At 73.9% G+C, this 15,111-nt stretch carries 9 protein-coding genes and 2 pseudogenes; 6 read left to right on the top strand and 5 right to left on the bottom strand.

Annotated elements, in window-relative coordinates:
- Positions 1 to 322: pseudogene (locus NWP09_RS07095) on the top strand (hypothetical protein); the annotation flags it as partial.
- A gap of 20 nt (positions 323 to 342) precedes the next feature.
- Here the strand turns inward: NWP09_RS07095 and mnmA are convergent.
- Positions 343 to 1,452 carry a tRNA 2-thiouridine(34) synthase MnmA gene (mnmA, locus tag NWP09_RS07090; protein ID WP_258274831.1) on the bottom strand — a complete coding sequence of 370 codons (1,110 nt, stop codon included), beginning with the start codon at positions 1,450 to 1,452 and terminating at the stop codon, positions 343 to 345.
- Positions 1,453 to 1,509: 57 nt separating this feature from the next.
- Here mnmA and NWP09_RS07085 point away from each other — a divergent pair, with 57 nt between their 5' ends.
- Both NWP09_RS07085 and NWP09_RS07080 read left to right on the top strand, forming a co-directional pair.
- A complete protein-coding gene (locus NWP09_RS07085) occupies positions 1,510 to 2,286 on the top strand; it encodes a glycosyltransferase family 2 protein (RefSeq protein WP_258274830.1) in 777 nt (258 codons plus the stop codon).
- Positions 2,283 to 2,867: a hypothetical protein gene (locus tag NWP09_RS07080; RefSeq protein WP_258274829.1), complete on the top strand. Its 585-nt coding sequence runs from the start codon at positions 2,283 to 2,285 to the stop codon at positions 2,865 to 2,867. The genes NWP09_RS07085 and NWP09_RS07080 overlap by 4 nt, the downstream gene beginning before the upstream one ends.
- A 71-nt stretch (positions 2,868 to 2,938) precedes the next feature.
- Here NWP09_RS07080 and NWP09_RS07075 read toward each other — a convergent pair whose 3' ends face one another.
- Complete coding sequence (locus NWP09_RS07075) at positions 2,939 to 4,063, bottom strand: cysteine desulfurase family protein (RefSeq protein WP_258274828.1); 1,125 nt, start codon at positions 4,061 to 4,063, stop codon at positions 2,939 to 2,941.
- A 20-nt stretch (positions 4,064 to 4,083) separates the two neighbouring features.
- Between NWP09_RS07075 and glgX the strand changes: the two genes are divergently transcribed.
- Positions 4,084 to 6,213 carry a glycogen debranching protein GlgX gene (gene glgX, locus NWP09_RS07070; RefSeq protein WP_258274827.1) on the top strand — a complete coding sequence of 710 codons (2,130 nt, stop codon included), beginning with the start codon at positions 4,084 to 4,086 and terminating at the stop codon, positions 6,211 to 6,213.
- Here the strand turns inward: glgX and glgP are convergent.
- Positions 6,198 to 8,738 (bottom strand): alpha-glucan family phosphorylase, encoded by a 2,541-nt coding sequence (gene glgP, locus NWP09_RS07065; protein ID WP_258274826.1) that lies wholly within the window; start codon positions 8,736 to 8,738, stop codon positions 6,198 to 6,200. The genes glgX and glgP overlap by 16 nt on opposite strands.
- A gap of 62 nt (positions 8,739 to 8,800) precedes the next feature.
- Between glgP and NWP09_RS07060 the strand changes: the two genes are divergently transcribed.
- Together NWP09_RS07060 and glgB are read left to right on the top strand one after the other, a co-directional pair.
- Positions 8,801 to 10,804 carry an alpha-1,4-glucan--maltose-1-phosphate maltosyltransferase gene (locus NWP09_RS07060; protein WP_258274825.1) on the top strand — a complete coding sequence of 668 codons (2,004 nt, stop codon included), beginning with the start codon at positions 8,801 to 8,803 and terminating at the stop codon, positions 10,802 to 10,804.
- A complete protein-coding gene (gene glgB / locus NWP09_RS07055; protein WP_258274824.1) occupies positions 10,801 to 12,975 on the top strand; it encodes a 1,4-alpha-glucan branching protein GlgB in 2,175 nt (724 codons plus the stop codon). The genes NWP09_RS07060 and glgB overlap by 4 nt, the downstream gene beginning before the upstream one ends.
- Before the next feature lie 62 nt (positions 12,976 to 13,037).
- Here glgB and NWP09_RS07050 read toward each other — a convergent pair whose 3' ends face one another.
- Positions 13,038 to 13,964, bottom strand: a complete 927-nt coding sequence (locus NWP09_RS07050) for a tetratricopeptide repeat protein (protein WP_258274823.1) — start codon at positions 13,962 to 13,964, stop codon at positions 13,038 to 13,040.
- Positions 13,964 to 15,111 (bottom strand): annotated as a pseudogene (locus NWP09_RS07045) (hypothetical protein); the annotation flags it as partial. The pseudogene NWP09_RS07045 and the gene NWP09_RS07050, both read right to left, overlap by 1 nt.

Raw genomic sequence — 15,111 nt, 5'->3', positions numbered from 1 at the left:
CAGCGCCCCGACGCTCGCGTGGCTCGCGGCGCTGCTGCTCGCCCCGGCGGCAGCGGAGAGCCTCCCGCTCGGGCCGATGCTCGCCGAGTCCGCCCTCGCGCTCTCGGCGGCGGTCCTGCTCGCCCGCGCGGCCGCCCCCGCTGCGGCGAGGCCGCTGCCGACGATGCTCGCGCTCCTCGCCTCGTCGGCGGTCGTCGCGACGGTCACGACCGCCGCGCTCGCCGGCACGCATGCGGGGCGCTTCGCCGTCGCGCACGGCGAGCACGGCGCGCCGGCTCCGGCCGCTCCCCCGCTCGACGTCGACGAGCACGGCGGGCACTGAGCTTCCAGCCCGGGCGGGCGTCAGGCCGGCTGCGGGGCGCGGTCGGCCGCGACCGTGCGGTCGATCGTCACCTGGCCGAGCACGCGGGTGCCGAGGTAGAGCACCGCCGACTGGCCGGTCGCGACGCCCGTGAGCGGCGCGACGGGGTCGATCACGAGCTCGTCCCCCTCGAGCTGCGCCCGCGCGGGCACGGGGTCGGCGTGGGCGCGGATCTGCACCTCGACGTCGATGCCTGCGGCGAGGCCCGGATGCGCGGCGCCCGCATGGGAGACGCGGGTGCCGGCCAGGCGCGCCACGGCGAGCGCCTCCTTCGGGCCGACGACGATCTGCCGCGACGAGGGCTTGACCTCGAGCACGAACCGCGGTCGGCCGTCGGGCGAGGGCACGCCGAGCGAGAGGCCTCGGCGCTGCCCGACCGTGTAGCCGTGGACGCCCTCGTGGGTGCCGACGACCGCGCCGTCGCGATCGACGATCTCGCCCGGTGCCGTGCCGAGCCGCTCGGCGAGGAAGCCGCGGGTGTCGCCGTCCGGGATGAAGCAGATGTCGTGGCTGTCGGGCTTCTGCGCGAGCAGGAAGCCGCGCTCCGCGGCCTCGGCACGGACCTCGGCCTTCGTGGGGGTGTCGGCGAGCGGGAACCAGCAGTGCTCGAGCTGCTCGCCCGTGAGCACTCCCAGCACGTACGACTGGTCCTTCGCCCAGTCAGCCGCGCGGTGCAGCTCCGGCCCCGCCGGGCCGTGCTCGACGCGCGCGTAGTGCCCCGTGACGACGCGGTCGAACCCGAGGCCGATCGCGCGGTCGAGCAGCGCCTCGAACTTGATCCGCTCGTTGCAGCGCAAGCACGGGTTGGGGGTGCGACCGGCGGCGTACTCGTCGACGAAGTCCTGCACGACGGCGTCGGCGAAGCGCTCCGAGAAGTCCCACACGTAGAACGGGATGCCGAGCCGGTCGGCGACCCGGCGCGCATCCATCGCGTCCTCGACGGTGCAGCAGCCGCGGCTGCCGGTGCGGAGCGTGCCCGGCATGCGGCTGAGCGCGAGGTGCACGCCGACGACCTCGTGACCGGCGTCGACGGCGCGCGCGGCGGCGACGGCGGAGTCGACCCCGCCCGACATCGCAGCCAGCACCTTCATGGCCTCCAGGCTACCGAGCACCAGCCATCCCCCGGGCGGAGGTGCCAGGCTGGCGCCGTGACCGCAGCGGCAGATCCGCCCACCGTCTCGGTGGTGATCCCCGTGCGCGACGACGCGACCGCGCTCGCGCGCTGCCTCGCGCGGCTCGCGGCGCAGACGGTGGCTCCGCTCGAGGTCGTGGTCGTCGACAACGGCAGCGGCGACGGCTCGGGCGGCGTCGCGCGCGCTGCGGGCGCGAGGGTCGTGCTCGAGCCGCGCCGCGGGATCCCTGCCGCGGCCGCCGCGGGCTACGACGCCGCCCGCGGCGACGTCATCGCGCGGTGCGACGCCGACTCGCTCGTGCCGACGGACTGGATCGAGCGCATCCGCACCGCCTTCGCCGACGACGAGCAGCTCGACGGGCTCACGGGCCCCGGCAGCTTCACCGACGTGCCGCGGCCATGGCGAGGCGCCGCGAGCCTCGCCTACGCGATCGGCGCGTTCGGCGCGAGCGGCGCCGCGATCGCGAACGTGCCGCTGTGGGGCTCGAACATGGCGGTGCGCCGCTCGGCGTGGCAGGCGGTCGCCGCGCAGGTCGAGCGCCTCGACCCGCGCGTGCACGACGACATCGACCTCTCGATGCGGCTCGGACCGCGCGCCCGGGTGCGCTTCGACCCGCGGCTGCGCGTCGAGGCCGAGGGACGGATCTTCCGCAGCCGACAGGCGACGGCCGACCGGCTCGCGATGGCGATGCGCACGTTCCGGCGCAACTGGGCGATCGACGGCTCGGCCGGGCGCCGCTGGCTGCACCGCTTCGCCGGGCGCGGCCTGCGCGAGCCCGAGACCCAGCGGTGAGCTGGCTCGAGGGCCAAGGCCGCTGGCTGCCGACCGACGCGCTGCGCATCGCGGTCGCCGCCTCGGTGCCGGGCGCCTGGGCGGTCGCGGGGGGCCCGGCCGCGGCAGCGATGCTGCTCGCGCTCGGCGGCACGATGGCACTGCGGTTCGCGCGCATGAGCACGGCCGCCGACGCCGTCTCGCAGGTCGTGCTCGCAGCCGCCGCCTGGTTCGCGGCGCTCGGGGCCTACCAGCTCGTGCCGGGCCTCGACCTCGCCGCGCACCTCGCGACCGGCGCGGTGCTCGCGCTCCTCGCCCGCACGCTCCTGCTGCGCGCTCACCTCGTGCCTGGTGGCGCCGACGGCGCCGCGGCCCGCGTGCTGCACGTCACGACCGCGGTCGCGACGCTCGGACTCCTGTGGGAGCTCGGCGAGTGGGCGGGCCACGCGCTCATCGCGCCCGGCATCGGCGTCGGCTACGAGGACACGCTCACCGACCTGGTCGCCGACGCGGCCGGTGGGCTCATCGCGGCGCTCGCGTCGGAGGCGTCAGCCCGGCGCGCCCGAATGCGACGCGGCGGCAGCGTCGATCCACGCCCCTAGCCGGGCTCGACCATCGCGCGTCGCGACCGCCCCGCGGGCGCGCGGAGCGGTCCCGTGCAGGGCACTCGGCCCTAGAGCCGTCGAGCGCGCTCGACCGCGGGCGGCAGCGCCGCGAGCAGCGCCTCGACCTCGGCCTCGGTCGTCGTGCGCCCGAGTGAGAGGCGCAGCGGCGCCGCGCCCTCGACCCCGCACGCGCGCACGACGTGCGACTCCCGCGCGACCCCCGCCGAGCAGGCCGAGCCGTTCGAGACGGCGAAGCCGGCCTCGTCGAGCAGGAACTGCAGCGCCTCGCCGCTCGCGCCCTCGACGACGAGGTGCGCGATGTGCGGCAGCCGCTCCTCTGCCGCGAGCAGGCGGACGCCGGGGAGCGTCGCGGCGAGGGCGAGGATGCGCGTGGTCAGCTCGTGCAGGCGCGTCGCCTCGGCGTCGAGCTCGGCGAGCGCCTCCTCCGCGGCGAGCGCGAACAGCGACGCCCCGAGCGCGTCCTGCGTGCCGGAGCGCAGCCCGCGCTGCTGACCGCCGCCGTGGTGCAGCGCCTGCAGCCGCGCATCCCGGCGCACGACGAGCGCGCCGACGCCGTGCGGTCCGCCGATCTTGTGGCTCGCGACGCTCATGAGCGCGGCCCCCGTCTCCGCGAAGCGCAGCGGCACGTGCCCGAACGCGCCCACGGCGTCGAGGTGCAGCGGCACGCCCGCGCGCGCCGACGCATCCGCGACCGCACCGACGGGCTGCAGCGAGCCGACCTCGTTGCTCGCCACGAGCATCGTCGCGACGGCGGCGCCGCCCGTCGCGAGCGCCGCCCCGAACGCGTCGGCGTCGGTCACCGCGTGCGCGTCGACGCCCACCCAGCGGGCCTCCGCGCCCTGCGCCTCGAGCCACGCGACCGCGTCGAGGGTCGCGTGGTGCTCGGCGACGGGCACGACGATCGCGGTGCCGCGGCCCTCGTCGCGGGCCGCCCACCACGAGCCCTTGAGCGCGAGGTTGATCGACTCGGTGCCGCCCGAGGTGAGCACGACCTCGGTCGGGTGCGCGCCGAGCGCGCCGGCGAGCCGCTCGCGGGCGTCCTCGAGCACGGCCCGGGCGCGCTGCCCGGCGCGGTGCGTCGACGCGGGGTTCGCGAGCGGCTCGGCATCGGCGAGGGCCTGCCGCACCGACTCGCGCATCGGCGTCGCCGCCGCGTGATCGAACTCGTGCACGCTCCCCTACCCTAGAGCGCGTGACGTCTGGCGGGGGGTTCGTGCGGGGCATCGAGCGCACCCCCGGCGGCCACCGGCTCACCGTCTGGTCGCGGCACGCGACGGCGATGGAGCTGCGGGTGTTCGACGCCACCGACCCCGACTGGCTCGTGCACACCGTGCCGATGGAGCGCGTCGGCGAGGAGTTCACGGTCGACACCGCGCTGCTGCAGGTCGGCACCCCGTACGCGATCGGCGTGCACGGCCCAGCGGGCCCCGGCCACGCGTTCGACCCCGACCGGCACGCGGTGCCGCCGCACGCGCGCGGCATCGTGCGCACCCCGCACGGGCAGCACCGGGCGACCGTCACGGTCGACGACTTCGACTGGGGCGGCGTCGAGCGGCCGCGCATCCCGCGGCAGCGGCAGGTCATCTACGAGGCGCACGTCAAGGGGCTCACCAAGCTGAGCCCGCACATGCCCAAGGAGCTGCGCGGCACGTACGCGGGCCTCGCGCATCCGTCGACGATCGCGTACCTCAAGGACCTCGGCGTCACCACGGTGCAGCTGCTGCCCATCCACCTCTTCGTCTCGGAGCAGCGGCTCATCCAGCAGGGGCGCGTGAACCACTGGGGCTACAACTCCCTCAGCTGGTTCGCCCCGCACATCGCCTACGCGTCCCGGCAGGCGCAGTTCGACGGCACGGGCGGCGTGCTGCGCGAGGTCAAGGGCATGGTGCGGCTCCTGCACGAGGCGGGGCTGCAGGTCTTCCTCGACGTCGTCTACAACCACACGGCGGAGGAGGGAGCGGCCGGCCCGCCCTCGAGCCTGCGGCTCATCGACAGCGCCGCGTACTACCGCCACGACGACGAGGGGCGCCTCGTCGACTGGACCGGCTGCGGCAACACCGTCGACCTCTCCGAGCCCGCCGCGCAGGAGCTCGTGCTCGACTCGCTGCGCTACTGGCACCGCGAGATGCAGGTCGACGGCTTCCGCTTCGACCTCGCCGTCACCCTCGGCCGCGGCGCCGACGGCGCCTTCGACCCGCAGCACCCGCTGCTGCGGCGCATCCTCGCCGACCCGGCCCTCGCGAGCGCCACGATGATCGCCGAGCCGTGGGACATCGGCCCCGACGGCTGGCAGACGGGGCGCTTCCCGACCGGCTTCTCCGAGTGGAACGACCGCTTCCGCGACACCGTGCGCCAGTTCTGGCTGAGCGACTACCGGTCCTTCCGGGAGGGCGGCCACGGCGCGACGGGCGTCGGTCCGCTCGCCCACGCCGTCTCGGGCTCCGAGGGCCTGATCGCCTCGGAGCGGGGCCCGGTCGAGAGCCTCAACTTCATCACCGCCCACGACGGCTTCACGCTCACCGACCTCACGCGCTACGACCGCAAGCACAACGAGGCCAACGGCGAGGACAACCGCGACGGCGCCGACGAGAACCGCTCGTACAACCACGGCGTCGAGGGCCGCAGCGACGACATCGCGATCGAGCTCGACCGCCGCAAGTCGATGCGCAACCTGCTCGGCACGCTGCTCGTCTCGGCCGGCGTGCCGATGCTGACGATGGGCGACGAGTTCGGGCGCACGCAGCGGGGCAACAACAACGCCTACTGCCAGGACTCGGCACTGACATGGATGCGGTGGGAGCGGAAGGACTGGCAGGATGCGTTCCTCGAGCAGACGCGCCGCCTGCTGCGCCTGCGCCGCGAGCACCCCGCGCTCCGGCCGCGCGAGTACGGGCAGGGCGGGCAGCGCGTCGCGGGCTCGTCACGGCTCGACTGGTACAACGCCGACGGCCTCCACATGACGATCGACGACTGGGACCACTCGCACGACCGCACGATGCAGATGCTCGCCGAGTCGACGCCCGTCGACGAGCCCTACTCGCGCGTGCTCGTGATCTTCCACGGCTCGCCGCGCGACCGGGTCGTCGTGCTGCCGGAAGCCGACGGCACCACGGACTACGAGCTGCTGTGGGACTCCGCGCTCGACGGCGCCGGTGAGGAGCTCGTGCCGCCGGGCGCCGAGATCGGGATCACCCCGATGAGCCTGCGGGTCTACGCCGTGCACGGCCTGCCGGCTGCGGGCACGCCGGCGCCGACGGTCGTGCGCTACCGCACGCCGCCGACGGCGCCGGCCACGCCGCCGGCCGCTCAGCCCTTGGCGTAGGCCACGAGGCCGAGCTCCGCCTCGTCGGCGAGCATGGGGTGCTTCGGCACGACCCGCACGGTGTAGCCGAACGTGCCGGCGGTCGAGAGCGGGATCGCCGCCTCGAACCGGTGGCTGTCGCCCTCGGGCCCCACCGGATCGAGCGCGAAGCGCCGCGACCGGCGCAGCTCGCCCTCCTCCGTCACGGTGCCCGCGACGACCTCGACCGTCACGTCCTCGGGGCTCAGCGCCCCGAGCCCCACGAGCGCGCGCACGCGCACCGTGTCGCCGATGATCGGCGGCGTGTCGACGCCCTCGACCTCGACGTGCCGCACCTCGACCGCGCCGAACGCGTCGCGCATCCGCCCCGTCCATGCGGCGAACTCCCGACCGGCCGCGGCTCCCTCTGCCCCGGCGACAGCCGCAGCGCGGCCCGCGGGCGCGTAGAGGCGCGTGACGTACTCGGCGAGCATGCGCTCGGCGGAGAGCTCGGGGCTCAGCGTCGCGAGCGTGTGCCGGATCGACGCGATCCACGCCGCAGGCAGCCCGCGCTCGTCGCGGTCGTAGAAGCGCGGGGCGACCTGGTGCTCGATGAGCTCGTAGAGCGCGTTCGCCTCGAACGCGTCGCGCTGCGCGGCATCCATCTGGCCGTGCGCCGAGGGGATCGCCCAGCCGTTCTTGCCGTCGAAGTACTCCTCCCACCAGCCGTCGAGGATCGACAGGTTGAGCGAGCCGTTGAGCGCCGCCTTCATGCCCGACGTGCCGCACGCCTCGAGCGGCCGCAGCGGGTTGTTGAGCCACACGTCGCAGCCCGGGTAGAGCGTCTTCGCCATCGAGATGTCGTAGTTCTCGAGGAACACGATGCGGCCGCGCACCTCGGGCTCCTGCGAGAAGCGCACGAGCTCCTGGATGAGGCCCTTGCCCGCCTCGTCGGCGGGGTGCGACTTGCCGGCGATGATGAGCTGCACCGGCCGCTCGGGGTGCGTGAGCAGCGCCCGGAGGCGGTCGCGGTCGTGGAGCATGAGCGTGAGCCGCTTGTACGTCGGCACGCGCCGCGCGAACCCGATCGTGAGCACGTCGGGGTCGAGCATGCGGTCGATCCAGGCCGGCGCGACGCCCTCGTTGCGCTCGTGCTTCCGGCGCGTGCGCGCCCGGGCGTCCTCGATCGTCTGCCGGCGCATCTCGTTCCGCGCCGCCCAGATCGTCTCGTCCGAGACGGCGTCGGAGGCCCAGTCGCAGCGCGTCGTGTCGAGCGTGCCGAGCTCGCGCTCGGCGAGGTGCTTGAGCACGGGCGAGGTCCAGGTGGATGCGTGCACCCCGTTGGTCACGGACGTGATGGGCACCTCGTCGGTGTCGAACCCGGGCCAGCGCTCGTGGAACATCGCGCGGCTCACGGCGCCGTGCAGCTTCGAGACGCCGTTCGCGCGCTGCGCGATCGAGAAGCCGAGCTGCGCCATGTTGAAGATCGCCGGGTCCTCCTCGCGGCCGAGGGCGAGCACGCGCTCGACGTCGACGCCCGGCACGAGCTCGTGCGTGAGGTGGCGGCGGACGAGCTCGACGTCGAAGCGGTCGATGCCCGCGGGCACGGGGGTGTGCGTCGTGAACACGGTGCCGGCGCGCACGACCGCGAGCGCCTCGTCGAACGAGAGCCCCTCGCGCGAGACGAGCTGCGACACGCGCTCGATGCCGAGGAAGCCCGCGTGGCCCTCGTTCGAGTGGAACACGCCGGGCTTCGGCGCGCCCGTGAGCTCGGCGTAGACGTCGAGGGCGCGCACGCCGCCGATGCCGAGCAGCAGCTCCTGCTGCAGCCGGTGCTCGCCGCCCCCGCCGTACAGCCGGTCGGCGACCCGGCGCAGGTCGTCGTCGTTCTCGAGGATGTTGGTGTCGAGCAGCAGCAGCGGCACCCGGCCGATCGTCGCCTGCCAGATGCGCGCGTGCAGCGTGCGGCCGCCCGGCAGGGCGATCGCGACCGTCGCGTGGGCGCCGTCCGGCCGGCGCAGGATCGTGAGCGGCAGACCGTCGGGGTCGAGGACGGGGTAGGTCTCCTCCTGCCAGCCCTCGCGCGAGATCGCCTGCTTGAAGTAGCCGGCCTGGTAGAAGAGCCCGACGCCCACGATCGGCACGCCGAGGTCGCTCGCGGCCTTGAGGTGGTCGCCGGCGAGGATGCCGAGCCCGCCGGAGTACTGCGGCAGCGCGCTCGTGATGCCGAACTCGGGTGAGAAGTAGGCGATCGCCTCGGGCGCGTCCTCGAGCGACTGGTACCAGCGCGCCTGCGAGAGGTAGTGGTCGAGGTCGTCGGCGAGCGCGTCGACCCGGGCGACGAACGCGTCGTCGGCCGCGAGCTGCTCGAGCCGCTCGGTGCCGACCCAGCCGAGCAGCTGCACGGGGTCGTGGCCGGTCGCGCGCCACCCCTCGAGCGAGATCTCGCGGAAGAGCTCGCGCGTGGGCTCGTGCCACGACCAGCGGAGGTTGGAGGCGAGCTGCTCGAGACGGCGCAGCGGCTCGGGGAGTGACGTGCGGACGGTGAACCTGCGGATCGCTCTCACGTGTCCCGAGCCTAGTGCGGGCTTCCTCGCAGACGTGCAGGAGCGGTGGATAGGTTGTGCTCGTGGCGAAGCAGAGCGAAGTCCTGTCCGGCCGGATCCCGGTGCTCGACCTCTACCCGCAGCAGCCGGGCGGCAGGTTCCCCGCGAAGGCGGTGGTCGGCGACGTCATCCCGTTCCGGGCCGTCGCGTTCCGCGAGGGGCACGACCGCATCGGCGTGACGCTCGTGCTGCGCTCCCCCGCGGGCATCGAGCGGCGCGTGCCGATGGAGCCGCTCCACGACGGCTTCGACCGCTGGCTCGCGCGCGCGCAGGTCGACGAGCAGGGCATGTGGCGCTGGCACGTCGAGGCGTGGGCCGACGAGTGGGCGACGTGGCACCACAACGCCGAGATCAAGATCCCCGCGGGCATGGACGTCGAGCTCATGGCGGTCATGGGATCGCAGCTGCTCGCGCGCGCCGCGCGCGCGGCGACCGGCCCCGACGCGACGCTGCTCGCGGGCGCCGCGACCGCGCTGAAGGACTCGCGGGCGCCGATCCTGCAGCGATGGGCCTCGGTCAACGACCCCGACGTGCTCGGCGCGCTCGACCGGCACCGCCCGCGGTCGCTCGTGACCGCATCCGACCCCGTCGCGCTGCGCGTCGAGCGCACGCGCGCCGCCGTCGGCGCGTGGTACGAGCTCTTCCCCCGCTCGGAGGGCGCCGAGCGGCTCCCCGACGGCTCGTGGCGCTCCGGCACCTTCGCGACCGCGGCCGAACGGCTGCCCGCCGTCAAGGCGATGGGCTTCGACGTCGTCTACCTGCCGCCCGTGCACCCGATCGGCGAGGTCAACCGCAAGGGGCGCAACAACACCCTCACGCCGCAGCCGGGCGACCCCGGCAGCCCGTGGGCCATCGGCTCGCGGCACGGCGGCCACGACGCGATCCACCCCGACCTCGGCACGATCGACGACTTCCGCGACTTCGTCGCGAGGGCGGCGGATGCGGGGCTCGAGGTGGCGATGGACCTCGCCCTCCAGGCCGCACCGGACCACCCGTGGGTCGCCGAGCATCCGGAGTGGTTCACGACGCTGCCCGACGGCTCGATCGCGTTCGCCGAGAACCCGCCGAAGAAGTACCAGGACATCTACCCCGTCAACTTCGACAACGACCCCGAGGGGATCGTCGCCGAGGTGCGGCGCATCCTCGAGCAGTGGATCGCGTGCGGCGTGCGCATCTTCCGCGTCGACAACCCGCACACGAAGCCGCTGTGGTTCTGGGAGCGGCTCATCGGCGAGGTGAACGCCCAGCACGGCGACATCGTCTTCCTCGCGGAGGCGTTCACCCGTCCGGCCGTCATGCAGGCGCTCGCGCAGGTGGGGTTCCAGCAGTCGTACACCTACTTCGCGTGGCGCAACACGAAGGCCGAGCTCGAGGAGTACCTGCAGGAGGTGACGGGCGACCAGGCGGCGTGGTTCAAGCCGGCGTTCTGGGTCAACACCCCCGACATCCTCACCGAGTACCTGCAGTTCGGCGGCGTGCCCGCGTTCAAGGTGCGCGCGGCGATCGCCGCGACCGCCGTGCCCACGTGGGGCATGTACGCGGGCTACGAGCTCATCGAGGACGTCGCCCGGCCCGGGGCCGAGGAGGCGATCGACAACGAGAAGTACGAGTACAGGCCGCGCGACTGGGAGCAGGCGGAGCGCAACGGGACCTCGATCGCCCCGTACATCGCGCGCCTCAACGAGATCCGCGCGGCGCACCCGGCGATCCGGCAGCTGTGGGCGCTCGACGTGCACTGGTCGGACGACGATGCCGTGCTCGTCTACTCGAAGCACGTCGAGGGGCGCTTCACCGAGTCGGGCGAGGACGACACGATCGTCGTGGTCGCGAACGTCGATCCGCACTCGGCGCGGCAGACGACGGTGCACCTCGACCTGACGAAGCTGGGCCTGCGGCCCGGCGAGCGCTTCGAGGCGCACGACCTCATCAGCGGCGAGACGTGGACGTGGAGCGACCACAACTTCGTGCGGCTCGACGCCTTCGTGGAGCCGGCGCACATCATCCACGTACGACGATCGGAAGCATGATGCTCGACGACTCGACCCTCCGCGCCCTCGCGGACGGCGCCCATCCGGCGCCCCACGACCTGCTCGGCGCGCACCCCGCGGAGCCCGCGGGCGCCGGCGCCGCCGAGCACGTCGTGCGCGCGGTGCGCCACCTCGCCGACGCCGTCACCGTCGTCGGCGAGGACGGCGAGACGCCGATGGAGCACCTCGGCCACGGCGTGTGGCAGGCCCGGGTGCCCGGGCCCATCCGCCCCTACCGCCTGCGCACCGCGTACGGCGACGGCGGCTCGTGGGAGGCCGAGGACCCGTACCGCTTCACGCCGACGCTCGGCGAGCTCGACCTGCACCTGTGGCGCGAGGGCCGGCACGAGCAGGCGTGGAAGGTGCTGGGCTCGCGGCTGCGCGAGCACGAGGGGGTGCGGGGCGCCGCCTTCGCGGTGTGGGCGCCCAACGCGCGAGCCGTGCGGCTCATCGGCGACTTCAACGACTGGGTCGGCCGCAGCCACCCGATGCGCACGATGGGCGCGAGCGGCGTGTGGGAGCTGTTCGTGCCCGGCGACCTCGAGCACGCGGCGTACAAGTACGAGATCCTCACCGACCACGGCTGGGTCACCCGCGCCGACCCCATGGCGCGCTACACCGAGGTGCCTCCCGCGACCGCGTCCAAGGTGGGCACGAGCCGCTTCGCGTGGAGCGACGACGAGTGGATGCGCTCGCGCGCCGAGCGCGACCCCCACAACTCGCCCATGTCGGTCTACGAGCTGCACTTCGGCTCGTGGCGCCCCGGGCTCGGGTACCGCGAGATGGCCGACGCGCTCATCGAGCACCTCGAGGAGACCGGCTTCACGCACGTCGAGTTCATGCCGCTCGCCGAGCACCCGTTCGGCGGCTCGTGGGGGTACCAGGTCACGGGCTACTACGCCCCGACGAGCCGCTTCGGCCACCCCGACGACCTGCGCTACCTCATCGACCGGCTGCACCGCGCGGGCTACGGCGTGATCATGGACTGGGTGCCCGGCCACTTCCCGAAGGACGAGTGGGCGCTCGCCCGGTTCGACGGGCGCCCGCTCTACGAGCACCCCGACCCGCGCCGCGGCGACCAGCCCGACTGGGGCACGCACGTGTTCGACTTCGGACGGCCCGAGGTGAAGAACTTCCTCGTCGCGAACGCGGTGTACTGGATGGAGGAGTTCCACATCGACGGCCTGCGCGTCGACGCCGTCGCGTCGATGCTCTACCTCGACTACTCCCGCAAGGAGGGCGAGTGGCTGCCGAACGTGCACGGCGGGCGCGAGCACCTCGAGGCCATCGCGCTCCTGCAGGAGGTGAACGCGACGGTCTACCGCCGCCACCCCGGCATCGTGATGATCGCCGAGGAGTCGACCTCGTGGCCGGGCGTCACGCGGCCCACGAGCGCCGACGGCCTGGGCTTCGGGCTCAAGTGGAACATGGGCTGGATGCACGACTCGCTCCAGTACATGGCGGTCGACCCGATGTACCGCAGCCACCACCACGGCGACATCACGTTCTCGTTCCTCTACGCGTTCTCGGAGCAGTTCGTGCTGCCGATCAGCCACGACGAGGTCGTGCACGGCAAGGGCTCGCTGCTCGGCAAGATGCCCGGCGACCAGTGGCAGAAGCTCGCGTCGGTGCGCGCGTACCTCACCTTCATGTGGGCGCACCCCGGCAAGCAGCTGCTGTTCATGGGCCAGGAGTTCGGCCAGCCGAGCGAGTGGAGCGAGGCCAGGGGGCTCGACTGGTGGATCCTCGACCAGCCGGTGCACCGCGGCCTCATGTCGCTCGTGTCGCAGCTGAACCGCGTCTACCGCGAGACCGAGGCGCTGTGGCTGCGCGACAACGAGCCGGGCGGCTTCGAGTGGATCGACGGCGGCAACTCGTCGGACAACGTCGTCGCGTTCCTGCGCTGGGGCGCGAACCAGGACCCGGTCGCGGCGATCGTGAACTTCTCCGGCCGGCCGATCGAGGGCTACCGGATGGGCCTGCCGTTCGCCGGCGAGTGGGAGGAGGCGGTCAACTCCGACGCCTCGGAGTTCGGCGGCTCGGGCGTCGGCAACCTCGGCACCGTCCACGCGGTCGACGAGCCGTGGGGCGGTCGGCCGGCCTCGGCGACGATCACGATCCCGCCCCTCGCCGGGCTGATCCTGCGCCCTCGGCCTGCGACGGGGGCCTGAGCGCGGAGGGCTGGGGCCGTCTCGGGCCTCAGCCCTCGCGCCTCAGCCCCGGCGCGCATCCGTCAGTAGAGCAGCGCGGTGAGGCGCTTGCGGGCCGCGGCGACGCGCGGATCGTCGAGCCCGACGATCTCGAAGTGGTCGAGCAGGCGCAGCCGCACGTCCTGCTTCGCGTCGCCCGAGAGGGTCGCCATGAGGTCGAGCAGCCGCAGGAACGCGTCCTCGACGTGACCGCCCGAGAGGTCGAGGTCGGCGGCGAGCAGCTGCGCGTCGACATCGGTCGGGTCGGCCGCGGCCGCCGCGCGCACGTCGTCGGCGCTCCTGCCCTGCAGCCGCGCGAGCAGGTTGACCTGCGCGAGGCCAGCGATCGCGTCGGTGTCGCGCGGGTTCTGCGCGATCGCCTTCTCGAACGCGGCCACCGCGGCGTCGAGATCGCCCCGCTCGAGCGCGTCGTACGCCTCCTGGTGCAGCGGCGGCACGGGCTCGGCGGCCGGCTCTGGCTCGCCCTCCCCCGGCTCCCCCATCGGCACGCTGCCGGTGATCCCCTGCTGCTCGGCGAACGCGAGCACCTGCTCGAGCACGTCGCGCACCTGCTCCTCGGGCAGTGCACCCGTGAACAGGGGCGCGGGGCGCCCGCCGATGACGGCGGCGACCGTCGGGATCGACTGCGCGTTGAACGCCTGCACGAGCTGCGGGTTGGCGTCGGCGTCGACCTTCGCCAGCACGAGCCGCCCGCGGTGGCTCTCGACGAGGCGCTCGAGCACGGGCGAGAGCTGCTTGCACGGCCCGCACCACTCGGCCCAGATGTCGATGATCACCGGCACCCGGTTCGAGAGCTCGACGACCTGGCCGAAGTCGGCGTCCGTGACGTCGATCACGACGCTCGACACGGATCCGGACGGTGCCGCGGCGGGCGGCGCGTCGTGCCTCGCGGCGAGCGCCGACAGGTCGACGGCTCCGGCCATCGAGGCGGGCAGACGTGCTTCCGACATCACTGGACCTCCCTCGCGCTGATGAGCGACTGGCTGTAGCCGACGACCTGGATCTGCGTCCCCTCGGGCGCATCCGCGGGCGGCACGGCGAACAGGACCTGGATCTGGTACGTCGTGTCGATGCCCGAGTCCGACTGCTGGACGCCGGCGAGGATGCCGGCCCCGGCCTGCGCCTCGATCTCGACGCCCGCCTCCTTCGGCGTCGTGCGCTGCGTCTCGGTGAACGACGTCGCGAGCAGGGCGCCGCCGTCGTTCGTGACGAGGAGCATCGGCGCTTGCGGGTCCTCGGCGGCCGACCACTCGAGGTTCGAGAGCTCGAACTCGGGCAGCGCGCGCATGGTGTCCTTCGCGGGCCGGCCGATCTCGGCGCGCAGCGCATCGCCCTCCTCGCGGAACCACGAGTTGAACTGCGACTCGGCGCCGTTCAGCAGCACGTCGGCGTAGGCGGCGGTGATCTCGTTCGGCTTGCGCTGCAGCAGCGGCGTGTCGCCGGGGAGGCTCGCCGCGCCGATCGTCGGGCTCGCGACCGCGGGCAGCTGCACGCCGGACGCGAGCGTCATCATGTAGACGAGCTCGTAGTTCGAGCGCGCGTCGGCCTGCTGGAACATGAGCGCCGACTGCGCCTGGGCGCCGTCCTGCCAGCCGATGACGGCCATGACCGAGCGCGGCCACACCTCCGTCTGCTGCGGCAGCAGCAGCTCGACCTCGCCGTCCGGGATGCCGGGGGCGGCTGCCAGCTCCGCGTTCTGCGAGCGCACCTGGTAGTTCGTCGCGCGGGCGTCGAGCGTCGGACCGGTGAGGCGGCGCGCGGCGACCTCCGCGCTCAGCGCCGCGTCGGCCTCCGCGACCGTCGCCCTCGTCGACTCGAGCACGCGGTCGAACTGGTTCTCGGTGAGCGCGACCGGCGGGAGCGTGTCCTCGAGGCTCGTCGGCGTGGGCGTGCTCGTCGGCTCGGCCTCGGGGTCGGCGCTCGGCCAGTACTGCGGGCCGCAGCCCGTGAGCGCGACCGTCGCGACGATCGGCAGCGCGACGAGGCCGAGCATGCGACGAGGCGAGCGCGCGCGGCGGTCCTGGCGCCCGGTCTCGCGCGCGCCCTCGCCGGTCGGCGAGGGCGCCTCGCCCGCGGGGCGCTCCTCCGAACCCGGCT

The sequence above is a fragment of the Agrococcus sp. HG114 genome (assembly GCF_024723325.1).
Taxonomy (GTDB): Bacteria; Actinomycetota; Actinomycetes; order Actinomycetales; family Microbacteriaceae; genus Agrococcus.
This window is presented reverse-complemented; position numbering and strand designations above follow the sequence as displayed.

Bases quoted from the DNA above. Each gene is read 5' to 3' on its own strand.
- mnmA (WP_258274831.1), bottom strand. From the start codon at position 1,452: ATGAAGGTGCTGGCTGCGATGTCGGGCGGGGTCGACTCCGCCGTCGCC.
- glgB (WP_258274824.1), top strand. From the start codon at position 10,801: ATGATGCTCGACGACTCGACCCTCCGCGCCCTCGCGGACGGCGCCCAT.
- NWP09_RS07050 (WP_258274823.1), bottom strand. From the start codon at position 13,964: ATGTCGGAAGCACGTCTGCCCGCCTCGATGGCCGGAGCCGTCGACCTG.